Source organism: Pseudomonas fluorescens (assembly GCF_005938625.1).
GTDB classification, from domain to species: Bacteria; Pseudomonadota; Gammaproteobacteria; order Pseudomonadales; family Pseudomonadaceae; genus Aquipseudomonas; species Aquipseudomonas fluorescens_BD.
Genome location: NZ_VCNJ01000033.1, coordinates 1 through 17,151, shown reverse-complemented (window position 1 = coordinate 17,151; position 17,151 = coordinate 1). Strand labels below are relative to the sequence as shown.

Annotated in this window: 14 protein-coding genes; 12 read left to right on the top strand and 2 right to left on the bottom strand. The window is 60.5% G+C overall.

The genetic code is table 11. From position 1 onward, the window contains the following. Positions 1–90 precede the first annotated feature (90 nt). Both thiC and cytX read left to right on the top strand, forming a co-directional pair. On the top strand, positions 91–1,980 hold the full coding sequence (thiC, locus tag FGA82_RS20725) for a phosphomethylpyrimidine synthase ThiC (protein ID WP_077570562.1): 1,890 nt from the start codon (positions 91–93) through the stop codon (positions 1,978–1,980). A gap of 110 nt (positions 1,981–2,090) precedes the next feature. Next, positions 2,091–3,383, top strand: coding sequence for a putative hydroxymethylpyrimidine transporter CytX (gene cytX, locus FGA82_RS20720; RefSeq protein WP_141128528.1), 1,293 nt, complete (start codon positions 2,091–2,093; stop codon positions 3,381–3,383). On the opposite strand, the gene FGA82_RS20715 is transcribed toward cytX, so the two are convergent. Then, positions 3,352–4,098 carry an RsiV family protein gene (locus FGA82_RS20715; protein ID WP_141128527.1) on the bottom strand — a complete coding sequence of 249 codons (747 nt, stop codon included), beginning with the start codon at positions 4,096–4,098 and terminating at the stop codon, positions 3,352–3,354. The genes cytX and FGA82_RS20715 overlap by 32 nt on opposite strands. 228 nt (positions 4,099–4,326) lie before the next feature. Here FGA82_RS20715 and FGA82_RS20710 point away from each other — a divergent pair, with 228 nt between their 5' ends. The 9 genes from FGA82_RS20710 (at position 4,327) to FGA82_RS20670 (ending at position 13,834) form a co-directional block, all read left to right on the top strand. Further along, a complete protein-coding gene (locus tag FGA82_RS20710; RefSeq protein ID WP_141128526.1) occupies positions 4,327–4,944 on the top strand; it encodes an NUDIX domain-containing protein in 618 nt (205 codons plus the stop codon). Continuing rightward, positions 4,935–5,387, top strand: coding sequence for a DUF1249 domain-containing protein (locus FGA82_RS20705; protein WP_016985685.1), 453 nt, complete (start codon positions 4,935–4,937; stop codon positions 5,385–5,387). Before FGA82_RS20710 ends, FGA82_RS20705 begins: the two co-directional genes overlap by 10 nt. 99 nt (positions 5,388–5,486) lie before the next feature. Further along, positions 5,487–6,302 (top strand): 3',5'-cyclic-AMP phosphodiesterase, encoded by an 816-nt coding sequence (gene cpdA / locus FGA82_RS20700; RefSeq protein ID WP_141128525.1) that lies wholly within the window; start codon positions 5,487–5,489, stop codon positions 6,300–6,302. A 304-nt stretch (positions 6,303–6,606) separates the two neighbouring features. After that, entirely contained in the window at positions 6,607–7,215 is a 609-nt protein-coding gene (locus tag FGA82_RS20695; protein WP_141128524.1) for a YqiA/YcfP family alpha/beta fold hydrolase, read from the top strand. Positions 7,216–7,256: 41 nt separating this feature from the next. Then, complete coding sequence (gene parE, locus FGA82_RS20690; RefSeq protein WP_141128523.1) at positions 7,257–9,164, top strand: DNA topoisomerase IV subunit B; 1,908 nt, start codon at positions 7,257–7,259, stop codon at positions 9,162–9,164. Then, positions 9,164–10,153 (top strand): esterase-like activity of phytase family protein, encoded by a 990-nt coding sequence (locus tag FGA82_RS20685; protein ID WP_141128522.1) that lies wholly within the window; start codon positions 9,164–9,166, stop codon positions 10,151–10,153. The genes parE and FGA82_RS20685 overlap by 1 nt, the downstream gene beginning before the upstream one ends. Beyond that, entirely contained in the window at positions 10,150–10,674 is a 525-nt protein-coding gene (locus tag FGA82_RS20680) for a retropepsin-like aspartic protease family protein (RefSeq protein WP_141128521.1), read from the top strand. The genes FGA82_RS20685 and FGA82_RS20680 overlap by 4 nt, the downstream gene beginning before the upstream one ends. A 7-nt stretch (positions 10,675–10,681) precedes the next feature. Then, positions 10,682–12,946: a DNA topoisomerase IV subunit A gene (gene parC / locus FGA82_RS20675; RefSeq protein ID WP_141128520.1), complete on the top strand. Its 2,265-nt coding sequence runs from the start codon at positions 10,682–10,684 to the stop codon at positions 12,944–12,946. Positions 12,947–13,123: 177 nt separating this feature from the next. Next, positions 13,124–13,834, top strand: a complete 711-nt coding sequence (locus FGA82_RS20670; protein ID WP_141128519.1) for a PqiC family protein — start codon at positions 13,124–13,126, stop codon at positions 13,832–13,834. A gap of 424 nt (positions 13,835–14,258) precedes the next feature. Here FGA82_RS20670 and FGA82_RS20665 read toward each other — a convergent pair whose 3' ends face one another. Continuing rightward, positions 14,259–15,764, bottom strand: a complete 1,506-nt coding sequence (locus FGA82_RS20665; protein WP_141128518.1) for an AhpA/YtjB family protein — start codon at positions 15,762–15,764, stop codon at positions 14,259–14,261. A gap of 134 nt (positions 15,765–15,898) precedes the next feature. Here FGA82_RS20665 and serB point away from each other — a divergent pair, with 134 nt between their 5' ends. Beyond that, positions 15,899–17,113 carry a phosphoserine phosphatase SerB gene (serB, locus tag FGA82_RS20660; RefSeq protein WP_141128517.1) on the top strand — a complete coding sequence of 405 codons (1,215 nt, stop codon included), beginning with the start codon at positions 15,899–15,901 and terminating at the stop codon, positions 17,111–17,113. The last annotated feature ends 38 nt before the right edge of the window (positions 17,114–17,151 follow it).

Here is a 17,151-nt window from a genome sequence, read left to right as displayed (position 1 = left end):
GACGATGCACAGCACCGGTCCTGGTGCGTCCGTGCCTTTCAGGTTCTGCTCCGACAATCCACTGCCTGGATGCTGTCTGGAGAGCCCGTGATGACTACAAAATCAAAAAACGCGATCAACCTGAGTGACTCGGCCAAGGTCGACGAGCAATCGGTCAAGCCGTTCACCCGTTCGCAAAAAGTCTACGTTCAGGGCTCGCGCCCGGACATCCTCGTGCCGATGCGCGAAATCACCCTCGACGTGACGCCGACCGATTTCGGCGGCGAAATCAACGCGCCGGTGACAGTCTACGACACCTCGGGCCCGTACACCGATCCGAACGTGGTCATCGACGTACGCAAAGGCCTCGCCGATGTGCGTTCGGCGTGGATCGACGACCGTGGCGACACCGAGCGCCTGGCGGGCCTGAGTTCCAACTTCGGCCGCGAACGCCTCGCCGATCCGGAACTGACCAAACTGCGCTTTGCCCACGTCAACAACCCGCGCCGCGCCAAGGCCGGTGGCAATGTCACGCAGATGCACTACGCGCGTCAGGGCATCATCACGCCCGAGATGGAATTCGTTGCCATCCGCGAAAACATGAAGCTTGAGGTGGCCCGCGCCGCCGGCCTGCTCGATCAGCAACACCCGGGTCACAGCTTCGGCGCCAGTGTGCCGAAAATCATCACCCCCGAATTTGTCCGTGAAGAGATCGCCCGTGGCCGCGCAATCATCCCGGCCAACATCAACCACACCGAACTGGAACCGATGATCATCGGCCGTAACTTCCTGGTGAAGATCAACGGCAATATCGGCAACAGTGCTTTGGGTTCGTCCATCGAAGAAGAAGTGGCGAAACTGACCTGGGGTATTCGCTGGGGCGCGGACAACATCATGGACTTGTCCACCGGCAAACACATTCACGAAACCCGCGAGTGGATCATCCGCAATTCGCCGGTGCCGATCGGCACGGTGCCGATCTATCAGGCGCTGGAAAAAGTCGGTGGCGCGGCCGAAGACCTGACCTGGGAGCTGTTCCGCGACACACTGATCGAGCAGGCCGAGCAGGGCGTCGACTACTTCACCATTCACGCCGGCGTATTGCTGCGCTACGTGCCGCTGACCGCCAAACGCGTGACCGGTATCGTGTCCCGTGGCGGTTCGATCATGGCCAAGTGGTGCCTGGCGCATCACAAGGAAAACTTCGCCTACACGCATTTCGAAGAAATCTGCGAAATCATGAAAGCCTATGACGTCAGCTTCTCGCTGGGCGATGGCTTGCGTCCGGGTTCGATTGCCGACGCCAACGATGCTGCTCAGTTCGGCGAACTGGAAACCCTCGGCGAACTGACCAAGATCGCCTGGAAGCACGATGTGCAAACCATGATCGAAGGTCCGGGCCACGTGCCGATGCAGTTGATCAAAGAAAACATGGACAAGCAGCTGGAGTGCTGCGACGAGGCGCCGTTCTACACCCTCGGCCCACTGACCACTGATATCGCGCCGGGTTACGACCACATCACCTCAGGTATCGGTGCGGCGATGATCGGCTGGTTCGGTTGCGCGATGCTTTGCTACGTGACGCCGAAGGAGCACTTGGGCCTGCCGAACAAGGATGACGTGAAGACCGGGATCATCACTTACAAGATCGCGGCGCATGCGGCGGACTTGGCCAAAGGACATCCAGGCGCGCAGATTCGCGACAACGCCTTGAGCAAGGCGCGTTTCGAATTCCGTTGGGAAGACCAGTTCAACCTCGGTCTGGACCCGGACACCGCGCGTTCGTATCACGATGAAACCCTGCCGAAGGATTCGGCCAAGGTCGCGCATTTCTGTTCGATGTGCGGACCGAAATTCTGCTCGATGAAGATCACTCAGGAAGTCCGCGAATACGCGGCCAACCAGCGGATCGACGCGGTCGACGTGGACGTCGCCCAAGGCCTGGCGGAACAGGCCGAGCGGTTCAAGAAGGAAGGCAGTCAGCTGTACAAGAAAGTCTAGCCCCGAGCGGCAAGCTACAAGCTGCAAGATCAGAAGCAGTCCGCGCACTGCTTCTAACTTGTAGCTCGCAGCTTGCAGCTTTTTCTCTGCTCCTTTTTGAGATAACACCCTTGAGCATTCAACCCAGCACTTATTCTCCTGACCTCGCCGTGCCCGCCGACAAGCGTGTATTCGGCGGTCGCGACCTGTTTTCCCTGTGGTTCTCCCTCGGCATCGGCCTGATGGTTTTGCAGACCGGCGCATTGCTGGCGCCAGGTCTGGGTCTGTCCGGTTCGCTGCTGGCGATTTTCCTTGGCACGCTGGTCGGCGTACTGTTGCTGGCCGCCGTCGGCGTGATCGGCAGCGACACCGGCCTGTCGTCGATGGCTGCCCTCAAACTCAGCCTCGGCAGCAAAGGCGCGAGCCTGCCGGCGCTGCTCAACCTGCTGCAACTGATCGGTTGGGGCTCGTTCGAAATCATCGTCATGCGCGACGCCGCGAGCCTGCTCGGCAGCCGCGCGTTCAGCGAAGGTTCGCTGTGGTCGAACCCGATGTTGTGGACGCTGTTTTTCGGCGCCCTGGCGACTCTGCTTGCGGTCAGCGGGCCGTTGACCTTCGTGCGACAGATCCTGCGCAAGTGGGGCATCTGGCTGCTGCTGGCGGCGTGCCTCTGGCTGACCTGGAACCTGTTCGCCAAAGCCGATCTGGCCGATCTCTGGTCGCGTGCCGGTGACGGTTCGATGCCATTTGCCGTGGGCTTCGACATTGCCATTGCGATGCCGCTGTCGTGGCTGCCGCTGATCGCCGACTACTCGCGTTTCGGCAAACGCGCAAAGAATGTTTTCGGTGGTACTGCCGTCGGTTTCTTCATCGGCAATTTCTGGCTGATGAGCCTCGGCGTTGCCTACACATTGGCCTTCGCGCCGAGCGGTGAAGTCAACGCGTTGCTGCTGGCACTCGCCGGCGCCGGACTGGGCATTCCTTTGCTGCTGATTCTGCTCGATGAGTCGGAAAACGCCTTTGCCGATATTCACTCGGCAGCGGTGTCCAGCGGGATTCTGTTGCGCCTGAAAGTCGAGCATCTGGCCTTGGCCATCGGTGTGATCTGCACGCTGATCGCCCTGCTGGCGCCGTTGGCGCAGTATCAGAATTTCCTGCTGTTGATCGGTTCGGTGTTTGCGCCGCTGTTCGGCGTGGTGCTGGTCGATCACTTCATCCTGCGCAAGCGCAGCGCTCAGGTGGCGTCGGCCGCATTGCGCTGGCCGGCGTTGTTGGCGTGGTTGGGTGGCGTCAGCACCTACCACTTGCTGGCGAATCTGTATCCGGATGTCGGCGCAACCCTGCCGGCGCTGGTGCTGGCAGGGCTGTTGCAGCTAGTGCTGGGCCGGGCCTTCAGTTACGGCCGGGAAACAGCTCGGGCTTGAGAATGCCGTTCAGACGCGGATAAGGAATCTTCAGTTCGACGTGGCCCAGCGCGTAAGGCGCAATGGTGCTCACGTCGTACTTGAGGATCACGCCGCCATAGGTCAGCGCCACGTTCGCGGTTTTCACGAACGGCCAGCTCTTCACAAAGTCCGCTTCCTGGTCGAGCTTGGTGCTGATCAACCAGCTGTTATGCGCGACTTGCGCCGCTTTCCAGAACGCCTCTTCCTGACCCGGCACGAGCATGTCGGACAGGTTCAGCACTTTGTGTTGCTGGCGCGAATAGTTGATGAAACCGCGACCCGGGGTGCCATGCGCACCGCCAGTGTCGAGGTAGCTCGACACCTCGATGATCACCAAGCCGTCATGCTGCTCGCGTACTTTCGCTTGCAGGTAGCTGCTGTTGCGCGGGCCGGCGCTGGCCAGAAACTGCTCGCGATAAGCCGCCAGGGTCGGCGCTACCGGGGCGTTTTTCTCGGCGCGGGTCATTTGCAGCAGACGTTTTTCGATGATGCCGTCCAGCGCAGGTTCGGCCGGGAAGCGCAGGGTGTCGATGTTCACCAGCGGGCAGTCAGGGTTGGAACATCCAGGCTTAAGCTGTTCCGACGCATCGCGGGTGGTTTCCAGCGGTGTGCGGTAGTTGGGCTGGAACAGGCTGGCGCAGGCGCCCAGAGTCAGGGCGATGGCGGCCACGGAGGCAATTTTGAAAAGCGACATGGGCGTCCTTTCGAAAGCAGGGGAAGGCAAAAAGATATCCGCTTCGACTCTCGCAGAAGCAGTCAGTTCGCCACTAAGCTAATTAGAGTGGGTTTCGCCTCCACCGTCCATCCCGCTGACGGTAAAGGGGCTGCATCAAACCGTTCGGGCGCGTTAGGATGGCGCGAAGTCGAGGTTGCCAGTAACAACCAGCAACCTCGTAATGGATCTGTAGTAAAGAGGATGCTCATGACTGATTTTGCCAACGCCATTCCGACCGCCGTCGACGTCGTGCGACGCGAACGCTGCTACGAGGGTTTTTACAAACTCGACCGTTTGCACCTGCGCCATGAGTTGTTCGCCGGTGGCATGAGCCGCGAGATCAACCGTGAAGTGTTTGTGCGCCACGACGCGGTGTGCATGCTGCCCTACGATCCGCAGCGCGACGAAGTGGTGTTGATCGAGCAGTTCCGCGTCGGTGCCATGGGCAAGACCGATAACCCGTGGCTGATTGAACTGGTCGCTGGTCTGATCGACAAGGCAGAAGTGCCGGAAGAAGTTGCTCACCGCGAGGCGCAGGAGGAAGCTGGACTGGACATCAAGGCCCTGTGGCCGATGACCAAATATTTCCCGTCGCCGGGCGGCAGCAACGAGTTCGTGCATTTGTACTTGGGGCGTTGCAGTACCGACGGCGTTGGCGGCCTGCATGGCCTGGAAGAAGAGGCAGAAGATATCCGCGTCACGGTCTGGGCTTTTGAAGATGCCTTGCAGGCCGTCCGTGACGGACGCATTGCCAATGCGGCGAGCATCATCGCCTTGCAGTGGCTGGCGCTGAACCGCGCCGAAGTGAGGGGGTTATGGTCGTAAACAAATTGCGCGATCGCTATCGAGTCGACCTCGTGGGGCTGCAAGCCGCCTGCGAGGCCAACTACGCGCGCCTGATGCGACTGCTGCCGGACATGCGCAACGAGCCCGAGGCGCGGCGCATTGCCGTGACCCAGGGCGAGCAGATGCTCGGCGTGCTGGCCCTCGAAGTACTGCAAACCTGTCCTTACACCACCACGTTGCAAGTGCGTCAGGAACACAGCCTGCCGTGGTTGCCGGTGCCGCAACTGGAAGTGCAGGTCTATCACGACGCGCGCATGGCTGAAGTGGTCAGCGCCGAACATGCACGACGCTTTCGCGGGATCTATCCTTACCCGAACGCCGCCATGCATCAGCCGGATGAAAAAGCTCAGCTCAATCTGTTCCTGGGGGAATGGCTGAGTCATTGCCTGGCGCTGGGGCACGAGTACGAAGTCGTACGCTAGTTGTGAACTGCGTCCGGTTCGGCGGTTTCCTCTTTCAGTCATCCCCCAGCATAATTGCGGCACTTGATCGATTCCGTGCTTTTGCCTTGGGAGAACGCCTTGCCGAGCGTATCCACGTTGACCACCGCCGATCCGGCGTTGCTGGTGCAGTTGTCCGACAGCCATTTGTTTGCTGAAGCGGACGGCACACTGTTGGGCATGAACACCCGCGAGAGCCTGCAAAAGGTCATTGAGTTGGTGCTTGGGCAGCAGCCGCAGATCGATCTGATTCTGGCTACCGGCGATATCTCCCAGGACGGTACGCTGGAGTCGTATCAGCAATTTCGCCAGATGAGCGCGCAGATCGCTGCGCCGGCGCGCTGGATTCCCGGCAATCACGACGAACCGATGATCATGGCCGAGGCTGCCGTGCAAAGCACGCTGCTGGAATCGGTAGTCGATATCGGTAACTGGCGGGTGACGCTGCTGGATTCGGCGGTGCCGGGTTCGGTGCCGGGGTATTTGCAGGATGATCAATTGCAACTGCTGGCGCGCTCGCTGAGCGAAGCGCCGGAGCGCCATCATCTGGTGTGTTTTCACCATCACCCGGTGTCGATCGGTTGCGCGTGGATGGAGCCGATCGGTTTGCGCAATCCGGAGGCGTTTTTCGAGGTGCTGGATCGTTTTCCACAGGCTCGTGCGGTGCTGTGGGGGCATGTGCATCAAGAGATTGATCGTGAGCGCAATGGCGTGCGCTTGATGGCTTCGCCTTCGACGTGCATTCAGTTTGAGCCGGGGAGTGAAGACTTCAAGGTGGGGGAGCAGGCGCCGGGGTATCGCTGGTTGCGGTTGTTGCCGGATGGGCGGTTGGAAACCGGCGTGGAGCGGGTCACCAATTTTGCCTTCACCGTCGATTACGGCTCTGACGGTTACTGATTGCCAATCAAAAGCCCCTCATCGGAACGCCGCCCGCCCAGCCCTCTCCCAGAGGGAGAGGGGGCCGACCGAGGTGTCTGGCGTCATACGCCGACCTGAAATACCGAGTCGATTACGGATTCGCCCAATCACTTTCAGGTCGGTGTATCTCTTTAATATCCCCCAATCAGTCCCCTCTCCCTTTGGGAGAGGGCTAGGGTGAGGGCCGCTCCTGCTGAATGATCAATTTCTCGAAACCACCCCCCAATCCAATCTTCTCTCCCTGTAAACTCCGCAAACCCAAACCGACACCCAGGGAGCTCAAATGTCCGGTTCGATCCTCTATATCCACGGTTTCAACAGCGCCCCAGCCTCGAAAAAGGCCTGTCAGCTGGTAACGGTGATGGAGCAACTGGGTTTGAGCGACAAACTGCGTGTCCCGGCCCTGCATCACCACCCGCGTGAAGCCATCGGTCAGTTGGAGCAAGCGATTGCCGAACTGGACCGGCCGCTGCTGGTGGGAAGCTCACTCGGCGGCTACTATGCGACTCACCTGGCCGAGCGCCATGGCCTGAAAGCCCTGCTGGTCAACCCGGCGGTCAGCCCGCACCGGATGTTCGACGGCTATCTGGGCACACAGAAAAACCTGTATACCGCTGAAACCTGGGAATTGACCCACGACCACGTCACCGCTCTGGCTGAACTGGAAGTGCCGGCCCCTCAGGATGCGCAGCGCTATCAGGTGTGGTTGCAGACCGGCGATGAAACACTGGATTATCGCCTCGCCCAGCAGTATTACCGCGCCTGCGCCTTGCGTATTCAAGCCGGCGGCGATCACAGTTTCCAGGGTTTTGCCGGGCAATTGCCGGCGTTGCTGAGTTTTGCCGGCGTTGGCGCCGATTTGTATCAGGCAATCGATTTCACCGCATTGTGAAGTCTTGCCCCTATTTCATGAATGACTGACGACGAGACCCTATGGCCACTCCCAGCGCTAGCTCTTATAACGCCGACGCCATCGAAGTCCTCTCGGGCCTCGACCCGGTGCGCAAACGCCCCGGCATGTACACCGACACCAGTCGGCCGAACCACCTCGCCCAGGAAGTCATCGACAACAGTGTCGACGAAGCCCTGGCCGGCCACGCCAAATCGGTGCAGGTCATCTTGCACGCCGACCACTCGCTGGAAGTCAGCGACGACGGCCGTGGCATGCCGGTCGATATCCACCCGGAAGAGGGTGTGTCGGGCGTTGAGCTGATCCTCACCAAGCTGCATGCAGGCGGCAAGTTTTCCAACAAGAACTACCAGTTCTCCGGCGGTCTGCACGGCGTGGGTATTTCCGTGGTCAACGCCTTGTCGACCGAAGTGCGCGTGCGCGTAAAGCGTGACGGCAACGAATACCAGATGACTTTCAACGATGGTTTCAAAGCCTCGGAACTGGAAATCGTCGGCACCGTCGGCAAGCGCAATACCGGCACCAGCGTGTACTTCGCGCCGGATCCGAAATACTTCGATTCGCCGAAATTCTCCATCAGCCGCCTCAAGCATGTACTCAAGGCCAAGGCTGTGTTGTGCCCGGGCCTGCTGGTCAGCTTCGAAGACAAAGGCACCGGCGAGAAAGTCGAGTGGCATTACGAAGACGGTCTGCGCTCCTATCTGGTTGACGCCGTCAGCGAATTCGAACGCTTGCCGGACGAGCCATTCTGCGGCGCTTTCGCCGGTAACAAAGAAGCGGTCGACTGGGCGCTGCTATGGCTGCCGGAAGGTGGCGACGCGGTGCAGGAAAGCTACGTCAACCTGATCCCGACGGCGCAGGGCGGTACCCACGTCAACGGTTTGCGTCAGGGCCTGCTCGATGCGATGCGCGAATTCTGCGAATTCCGCAGTCTGCTGCCACGCGGCGTGAAGCTGGCGCCGGAAGACGTCTGGGAGCGCATCGCTTTCGTCCTGTCGATGAAAATGCAGGAGCCGCAGTTCTCCGGCCAGACCAAAGAGCGACTGTCGTCCCGTGAAGCGGCGGCGTTTGTCTCTGGTGTGGTCAAGGATGCGTTCAGCCTGTGGCTCAACGCCAACCCGGAAACCGGTCTGGCGCTGGCCGAACTGGCGATCAACAACGCCGGCCGTCGTCTCAAGGCGAGCAAGAAAGTCGAGCGCAAACGCGTCACTGCAGGCCCGGCATTGCCGGGCAAACTGGCGGATTGCGCCGGCCAGGATCCGATGCGTTCTGAGCTGTTCCTGGTCGAAGGTGATTCCGCCGGTGGTTCCGCCAAGCAAGCGCGGGACAAGGAGTTTCAGGCGATCCTGCCGTTGCGCGGCAAGATCCTCAACACCTGGGAAGTCGACGGCAGCGAAGTGCTCGCCAGTCAGGAAGTGCACAACATTGCCGTGGCCATCGGTGTCGATCCAGGCGCGGCGGACATGAGCCAGCTGCGTTACGGCAAGATCTGCATCCTCGCCGACGCCGACTCCGACGGCCTGCACATTGCCACGCTGCTGTGTGCGCTGTTCGTCCAGCATTTCCGTCCGCTGGTGGATGCCGGTCACGTCTATGTGGCGATGCCGCCGCTGTACCGCATCGACTTGGGCAAAGAGATTTACTACGCCCTCGACGAAGCCGAGCGTGACGGCATTCTCGATCGTCTGGTCGCCGAGAAGAAGCGCGGCAAACCACAGGTCACCCGATTCAAAGGTCTGGGTGAAATGAACCCGCCGCAGCTGCGCGAAACCACCATGGACCCGAACACTCGGCGCCTGGTGCAACTGACGCTGGGTGAAGATTTTGCCGAAACCTCGGAAATGATGGACATGCTGTTGGCGAAGAAACGCGCCGGTGACCGCAAGACCTGGCTCGAATCCAAAGGCAACCTCGCCGAGGTGCTGGCCTGATGCGGTTTGGCTGGGCCTTGGCGGGTGCCTTGCTGCTGAGTGCAATGACCGTATCGGCCGAGCCGTTACAGGAATTGCGCCTGCTCTCCGAGCATCCGGTCGACGGCATGCGCGGTGGCAACCTCTCGGGGCTGGCGCTGTGCGGCAACGAACTGTGGACGGTGTCCGACCGCGATGATGAGCAGATCTACCGGCTTAAAACCGCTGATCAGGTCTGGCAGGCGGAAACTGTGCACATCGACGTGCCGCCGGTGCCGGACAGCGGTTTGCCGTGGGGATTGAGTTCGCGCACCTGGGCGGCGTCGTTCATCCGTGGCGGTGATCTGGATTTCGAAGGCATTAGCTGCGACAGCGCCGGCAATCGCTACATCGTCAGCGAGGCCCATGCCGCCGTGTTGCAAGTGCCGCCACAAGGCCCGGCGTCGTGGCTGAAAATCTCACCGATGCTGGTGAAAGAAGCCCGGGCCAGTGGCATGTTGCTGCACTTCAACGCGTTGTTCGAAGGGCTGGCGGTCAACCCTGCGGGCGATCAGTTGTGGCTGGCAGCCGAACGTGAGCGCCGTGGTTTGCTGAAGATCAAGCGCCAGCAAACGGTCTGGGATTGCGACGGTGCCTGTGTGCTGCTCAGCGAAGCTGGCGTCGAAATGCAGCCGCCGCAGTTTCCCAAGGCCCGTGCGGTGACCCGCGATTTCGCCGATCTGTCGCTGTTCAACGGCAAGCTGTTCACCCTTGAGCGCAACGCGTTTCAGATCTGCCGCCGCGATGCGGTGACCGCCAAAGTCGAACAATGCTGGTCGTTCGCCGAAGACGCTTTGCAGCCACAGCGCCGTTATTCACAGGCCTATGGTCTGGCGGAAGCGCTGGTGGTGGATGCGCAAGGTGCGTGGATCGGTCTGGACAACAACGACGGTGTGCGTGCCGACGGCGAGAAACGCCCGATCGTCTGGCGTTTTGCCGCGCCTGACGGTGGCTGGGGCGCCAAACCATGAGCCAGCAACCGCCGGGCAAGCGCGCCGGTCGCGTGCTGATGATTCTGGCCTGGTGCGCGGCGCTGTTTCTCGCTACGCGGTTTTTCGGCCAGTGGGAGCAACGCCAGCAAAATCCGAACGTCGTAGTCAGCTCGGAACAGGGCGAAGGGTTTATCGAGGTGAAACTGGCCGGCAACGCCCAAGGGCATTTTGTCGCCAGCGGTCAGATCAACGGTGAGCCGGTCGAGTTCATGCTCGACACCGGTGCGACCGATGTGGCGATCCCGGCGGATCTGGCCGAACGTTTGAAACTGGAAGAAGGTTTCGGTGTGACCCTGAGCACGGCCAACGGCCTGAGCCAGGGCTACCGGACCAAAATCGACCGCCTGCAACTGGGTGACATCGTGCTGCGGGACGTCCGCGCACTGGTGGCGCCGGGGCTGCATAGCGATCAGGTGTTGCTCGGCATGAGCGCCCTGAACAAACTTGAATTTACTCAGCGCGGTGGCACCATGCTGCTGCGCCAGACAACGAACCGATGAGGCCTGCATGAGCAACCCCCTTGATCTCAGCCTGGACGGTGTAGAACGCCGCTCGCTGGCCGACTTCACCGAAAGTGCCTACCTCAACTACTCCATGTACGTGATCATGGACCGTGCCTTGCCGCATATCGGCGACGGCCTGAAACCGGTACAGCGTCGCATCATTTATGCGATGAGCGAGTTGGGCCTGGACGCCGATTCCAAACACAAGAAATCGGCGCGTACCGTCGGTGACGTGCTCGGTAAATTCCACCCGCACGGCGACTCGGCGTGCTACGAAGCGATGGTGCTGATGGCCCAGCCATTCAGTTATCGCTACACGCTGGTCGACGGCCAGGGTAACTGGGGTGCGCCGGACGATCCGAAGTCCTTCGCCGCCATGCGTTACACCGAAGCACGCTTGTCGCGTTATTCCGAAGTACTGCTCAGTGAACTGGGCCAAGGCACTGCCGACTGGGGCCCGAACTTCGACGGCACACTGCAAGAGCCGCTGGTGCTACCAGCGCGCCTGCCGAACATCCTGCTCAACGGCACCACCGGTATCGCCGTGGGCATGGCCACCGATGTGCCGCCGCACAATCTGCGCGAAGTCGCCACCGCGTGCGTGCGTTTGCTCGATGAGCCGAAAGCCACGGTTGAACAGCTCTGCGAACACATTCAGGGCCCGGATTATCCGACCGAAGCGGAAATCATCACGCCGCGCGCCGACCTGCTGAAGATGTACGAAACCGGCAAGGGTTCGGTGCGCATGCGCGCCGTGTACCACGTCGAAGACGGCGACATCATCGTCACCGCGTTGCCGCATCAGGTCTCCGGTGCCAAGGTGCTTGAGCAGATCGCCGCGCTGATGCAGGCGAAACCGTCGAAAGCCCCGCAGATCGCTGACCTGCGCGACGAATCCGACCACGAAAACCCGTGCCGCATCGTGATCATTCCGGTCAACAGCCGCGTCGATCACGAAGCGCTGATGCAGCACCTGTTCGCCAGCACCGAGCTGGAGTCGACCTACCGGGTCAACGTCAACATCATCGGCCTGGACGGCAAGCCGCAGCTGAAAAACCTGCGCGCGCTGCTGGTCGAATGGCTGGAATTCCGCGTGCAGACCGTGCGTCGCCGCCTGCAATTCCGCCTCGACAAGGTCGAGCGTCGTCTGCACCTGTTGGACGGTTTGTTGATTGCCTACCTCAACCTCGATGAAGTGATCCACATCATCCGTACCGAGGAACACCCGAAAGCCAAGCTGATCGAGCGTTTCGCCCTCAGTGAGATTCAGGCCGACTACATCCTCGACACCCGTCTGCGTCAGTTGGCGCGACTGGAGGAGATGAAGCTGCGCGACGAGCAGGACGAACTGCTCAAGGAACAAGCCAAGCTGCAAGCCCTTCTGGGCAGCGAAGCCAAGCTGAAGAAGCTGGTGCGTACCGAGCTGATCAAAGACGCCGAAACCTATGGCGATGATCGCCGCTCGCCAATCGTCGAGCGCACCGAAGCCAAAGCGTTGACCGAGCACGATTTGCTGCCGAACGAGAAAGTTACCGTCGTACTCTCGGAGAAAGGCTGGATTCGTTCGGCCAAAGGTCACGAGATCGACGCCACCGGCCTGTCGTACAAGGCTGGTGACGGCTTCAAGACCTCAGCGGCGGGGCGTTCCAACCAGTCTGCCGTGGTGATTGACTCCACCGGCCGCAGCTATTCGGTTGCCGCGCATACGCTACCGTCGGCGCGTGGCCAGGGCGAACCGTTGACCGGTCGTCTGACACCGCCACCGGGCGCGACCTTCGAATGCGTGCTGATGCCGGAAGACGACGCGTTATACGTGATCGCCTCCGACGCCGGTTACGGTTTCGTGGTGAAAGGCGAAGACCTGCAAGCCAAGAACAAGGCCGGTAAAGCCCTGTTGAGCCTGCCGAACAACGCCAAGGTTATTGCTCCGCGGCCGGTGGCGGATCGTGAGCACAACTGGCTGGCCTCGGTCACTACCGAAGGTCGCCTGCTGATCTTCAAAATCAGCGATCTGCCACAATTAGGGAAGGGCAAAGGCAACAAGATCATCGGTATTCCCGGTGAGCGTGTGGCCAGTCGCGAAGAATATGTGACGGACATCGCCGTCATTCCGGAAGGCGCCACCTTGGTATTGCAGGCCGGAAAACGCACCCTGTCCCTGAAGGCCGACGACCTCGAACACTACAAAGGTGAACGTGGACGTCGTGGCAACAAGCTTCCAAGGGGCTTCCAGCGGGTCGATGCGCTGCTCGTCGAAAACCTCAATTAGGCGTCCTAGAGAGCTCGATCCACGATTTAACGCGTAGATCGACGCTTTGGCGCTGGAGTCGGAACGCATATTCACGGATGATATGGCCTTTCCAAGCGCCGGCGTGGCCGAGCGTTCTTCATATTTATTGAGTATTTTCACTGTGGTCAGCCTTGTGGCGGCCACCTGGACGGGATGATGACTGCTCTGCGCCCCCTTATTTTCCTGCTCGCCGGCGTTTTGGGCCTGGCGGGTTGCAGCGTTCACCAGCCGGTGTCGCTGTATCAACTGGACAGCGGAAGTCCGGTTCAGCCTGCGCAAAGCGCAGGCATGGCTGTTTTATTGGGCCCGGTAGTCGTAGCCGATTACCTGCAACGTGAGACATTACTGCAACGTCAACCGGACGGCAGTCTGCAAGCGGCGACCGACGGTCGTTGGGCTGGCAGCCTTTCGTCGGATATTGATCAGTTACTGATGCGCCAGGTCGCTGGCCATCTTGATAGCCAGCGTGTGGTGCTGGCACCGGCCACGAGCGGATTTACTCCGGATGTGCAGGTGTTGCTGACTATCACGCGTCTGGATTCCGGCGCGAAACAGCCGGCGATTCTTGATGCGCAGTGGCGCCTGATCGATCGTCGTGGTCAGGTGCGTGATAACCGCATCGTGCATCTGCAAGAGCTGCATGCCGGCAGTACGGCTTCGCAGGTTCAGGCGCAGGGCATTTTGCTGCAGCGTCTGGCCGAGCAATTGTCGGTGGCGTTGAAACCGCTGGCCAATCAGCCACCGGTGGCCGAGGCACCGCGTAAATCGGCACCGAAACCGGCCGCGCCAGCGGCGGAAGCCGAGAAGCAGCCGAAGATTCCGATGGCATCGCCGATTCGGACGGATATGGAAGTGTTTCGCTTCTAATGCTGGATCGAGTCAGAACAGAGCCCGCCTTGTGCGGGCTTTGTTGTGTCTGGGGGCTAGAAGATCAACAGCCCCTCACCCCAGCCCTCTCCCAGAGGGAGCCGACCGTGGTGTCTGGCGTCATACGTCGACCTGAAAGAACCTGGCGATTATGGATTCGGTAGAACAGGGGCGGACTGGGGGCTTGCGTCATACGTTGACCTGAAAGAACCTGGCGATTATGGATTCACAGCTGGGCGTTCAAGTCGGTGTAGCTCTCCAATATCCCCCAGTCAGTTCCCTCTCCCTCTGGGAGAGGGCTAGGCGGGCGGCGTTCCGATGAGGGGCTTTTCAGTCATCCACAAAAAAGCCCGCAGACAATCACTCGTCTGCGGGCCTTATGTTTAGCAGCGAAAAGATCGCAGCCTTCTGCAGCTCCTACAGCTTACGCCCGGCGCTCATGCATCCGCGCCAGTTGCCGCTCGAGCATCGACGGATAAGGCTCCATCAACCGCTCCACGCAGCAAGCGCCCTCAGGACTGGCGATAGGCCGGATCCGTGCACGCTGGCGAATCAGCGCATCGTCACTGATCTTGCGCTCAACCAGCAGCAGGTTGCGGCTGTGCTGCGACAGGGCCAGAGCATCCTGCGCCGAATCGGTCAGCAGCAGATCAATCTGGCTCAGGCCAAACAGTTCGTCACCCAAGGTCAGGCCCAATTGCAATTGCAGGGTGATACCGCTATCAGCGACCTCAATCTGCAATTGATGACCCAGCGCCCGCAGCAGTTCGCCGCAGCAGATCGCGTTGGTCAGGTAGTCATCGCCGCTGTCTTCGGTGTGAAACAGCATCAGCGTGCTGCCGTCGTTCAGGGTTTCGATTTCGCCCTGATACAACGAGGCAGCCTGATCGAGGCAGTCGCGATAGCGCTCCTGCAACTCTTCCAGACGTGCCCGTGGCAAGCGGCGCAGTTGCTCCTGCGAGCCCAGTTGCACGGCCAGCACGGCGGTGTGCTGTGGCACGCTGGGCGACGGTTTACGGACGACGGGTTGGGGCGCGTCATTGAGCGACTCGTCGCGCAGGTCGGCGAATGCGTCATCGTCATCATCGTCTTCGACGGTGCTGACCAGATGTCGCGGTGCCGGCTTCTGCGCGGCCATTGGACGGGTTTCGTCGAAACTCGGATCACGCAAGTTGCGCACCTCGAATTCCGGCTCGTCCTCTTCGTCCTCGAACTCAGGCTCCGGTTCAGGTGCAGGCTCCGGCGCGTAGTTGGCGTGCAGCTGACGCGCCAGATCGCCGATTTCATCCTGACGATCAATGCCCGGCGTGTGCTCGTCGATACGGCGCAACCAGACGCGCAATTGCAGCAGCGGCGTCGACAGATAGCGGCCCATGCGCAGGCTCAGGGCCAGCGACAGCGCCAGCAGAATCCCGCTGAGAATGCCCATGCTTTGCAGGCTGATGGTCATCGGCTGCTGGAACTGATCCATGTCCAGGCTGATGCGCAGTTGCCCGGCAGTCACATCCTGGAAGGTGATCTTGCTCTCGTACATGCCTTCGGCTTCGCCCAACAGGCTGTGCTTGGGCCGCTGACCGGACTCGGCGAGGATGCGGTTATCCACGCTGTAGATCGCCGCGTGGGCCACCAGTTTGTTCTTGGTCAGGTTGTTGAGCAGCACATTGAGGCTGAGGATGTCGTTGGACACCAACAGCTCGGTGGCAGAGGTCGCGGTCTGCGTGGTCAGGCTTTCGCCCAGCGCATCGGCCTGCTGGTGCATGGCCTGCTTGAATTGCAAACCCATCACGCCGGCATAGATCACCAGGGCCAGAGCGACCAGGATCACGTTATGGCTGGCAATGCGCAATGCAATCGGTACACGGCGGTGGCGCAGTGCACGGAAGATCAGCAGGAAGAAGTTATCGGTTTTAACTGGCGTGGGCCGGTTCACTGAGCTCGGCTCTTTTGTCCGTGAAGTTGACGCGCAGTATAGCGACAGGCCCTAGACCGGCAAAGCGCTCGCGGTGCCCGATGGTCACTGAAAGTGGGTAGAATGCGGTTTTTTTCCAGTTGCGGGGGTGCGCGTTGCGCGAAATCGTCCTGATTAACATCACGGGAGTCGACCGTCCGGGTCTGACGGCAGCCATTACCGGCGTTCTGGCACAAGGTGGTGTGAACATCCTCGACATCGGTCAGGCCGTGATCCACGACACCCTGTCGTTCGGCATTCTGGTCGAAATTCCCGATTCCGAGCAAGGCAAGTCCGTGCTCAAGGACATCCTGTTCAAGGGCTACGAGCTCGATCAACAGGTGCGCTTCACCCCGGTGTCCGAAGAGGATTACCAGCAATGGGTGGGCAATCAGGGCAAGAAACGCCACATCGTGACCTTGCTGACCCGCAAAGTGACCGCCGGCCAATTGCAGGCGGTCAGCTCGATCACCGCCAAATATGGCCTGAACATCGATCACATCGACCGTCTGTCGGGTCGTATGCCTCTGGACACGCCGGCCGATAAAGGCAAAGGCTGCATAGAGTTTTCCGTGCGTGGCGAAGCGGCCGATCCGCAGGCACTGCGGGCCGAATTCCTCAGCGTTGCCCAAGAACTGAACGTCGACATCGCTTTCCAGGAAGATTCGCTGTTCCGTCGCAACCGTCGCCTGGCGGTGTTCGACATGGACTCGACGCTGATCGAAGCCGAAGTCATCGACGAACTGGCCAAGGCTGCCGGTGTTGGCGAGCAGGTGTCGGAAATCACCGAGCGGGCAATGGCCGGCGAACTGGACTTCCGCGCCAGCTTCAAAGAGCGTCTGGCCTTGCTCAAAGGCCTCGACGTCAGCGTGCTGGATTCGATCGGTGCCTCGCTGCGTCTGACCGAGGGCGCAGAAACGTTGTTCGCCGAACTCAAGCGTCTGGGCTACAAGACCGCGATCCTCTCGGGCGGCTTCACCTATTTCGCCAAGCAATTGCAGGCCAGACTCGGCATCGATTACGTGTTCGCCAACGAGCTGGAAGTGGTCGACGGCAAGTGCACCGGCGTAGCAATCGAGCCGATTGTCGATGCTCAGCGCAAGGCTGATCTGTTGAAAGAGCTGGCGCACAAGGAAGGTTTGCGTCTGGAGCAGACCATCGCGGTCGGCGACGGCGCGAATGACCTGCCGATGCTGGCGATTGCCGGGTTGGGCGTGGCGTTTCGCGCCAAGCCACTGGTCAAACAGTCGGCGAAGCAGGCTATTTCGACGTTGGGTCTGGATGGCGTGCTGTATCTGCTGGGCTTCCGTGATCGTGATGGGCAGCTCTGAGATCTCTATCGCCTGACTGGCCTCTTCGCGAGCAGGCT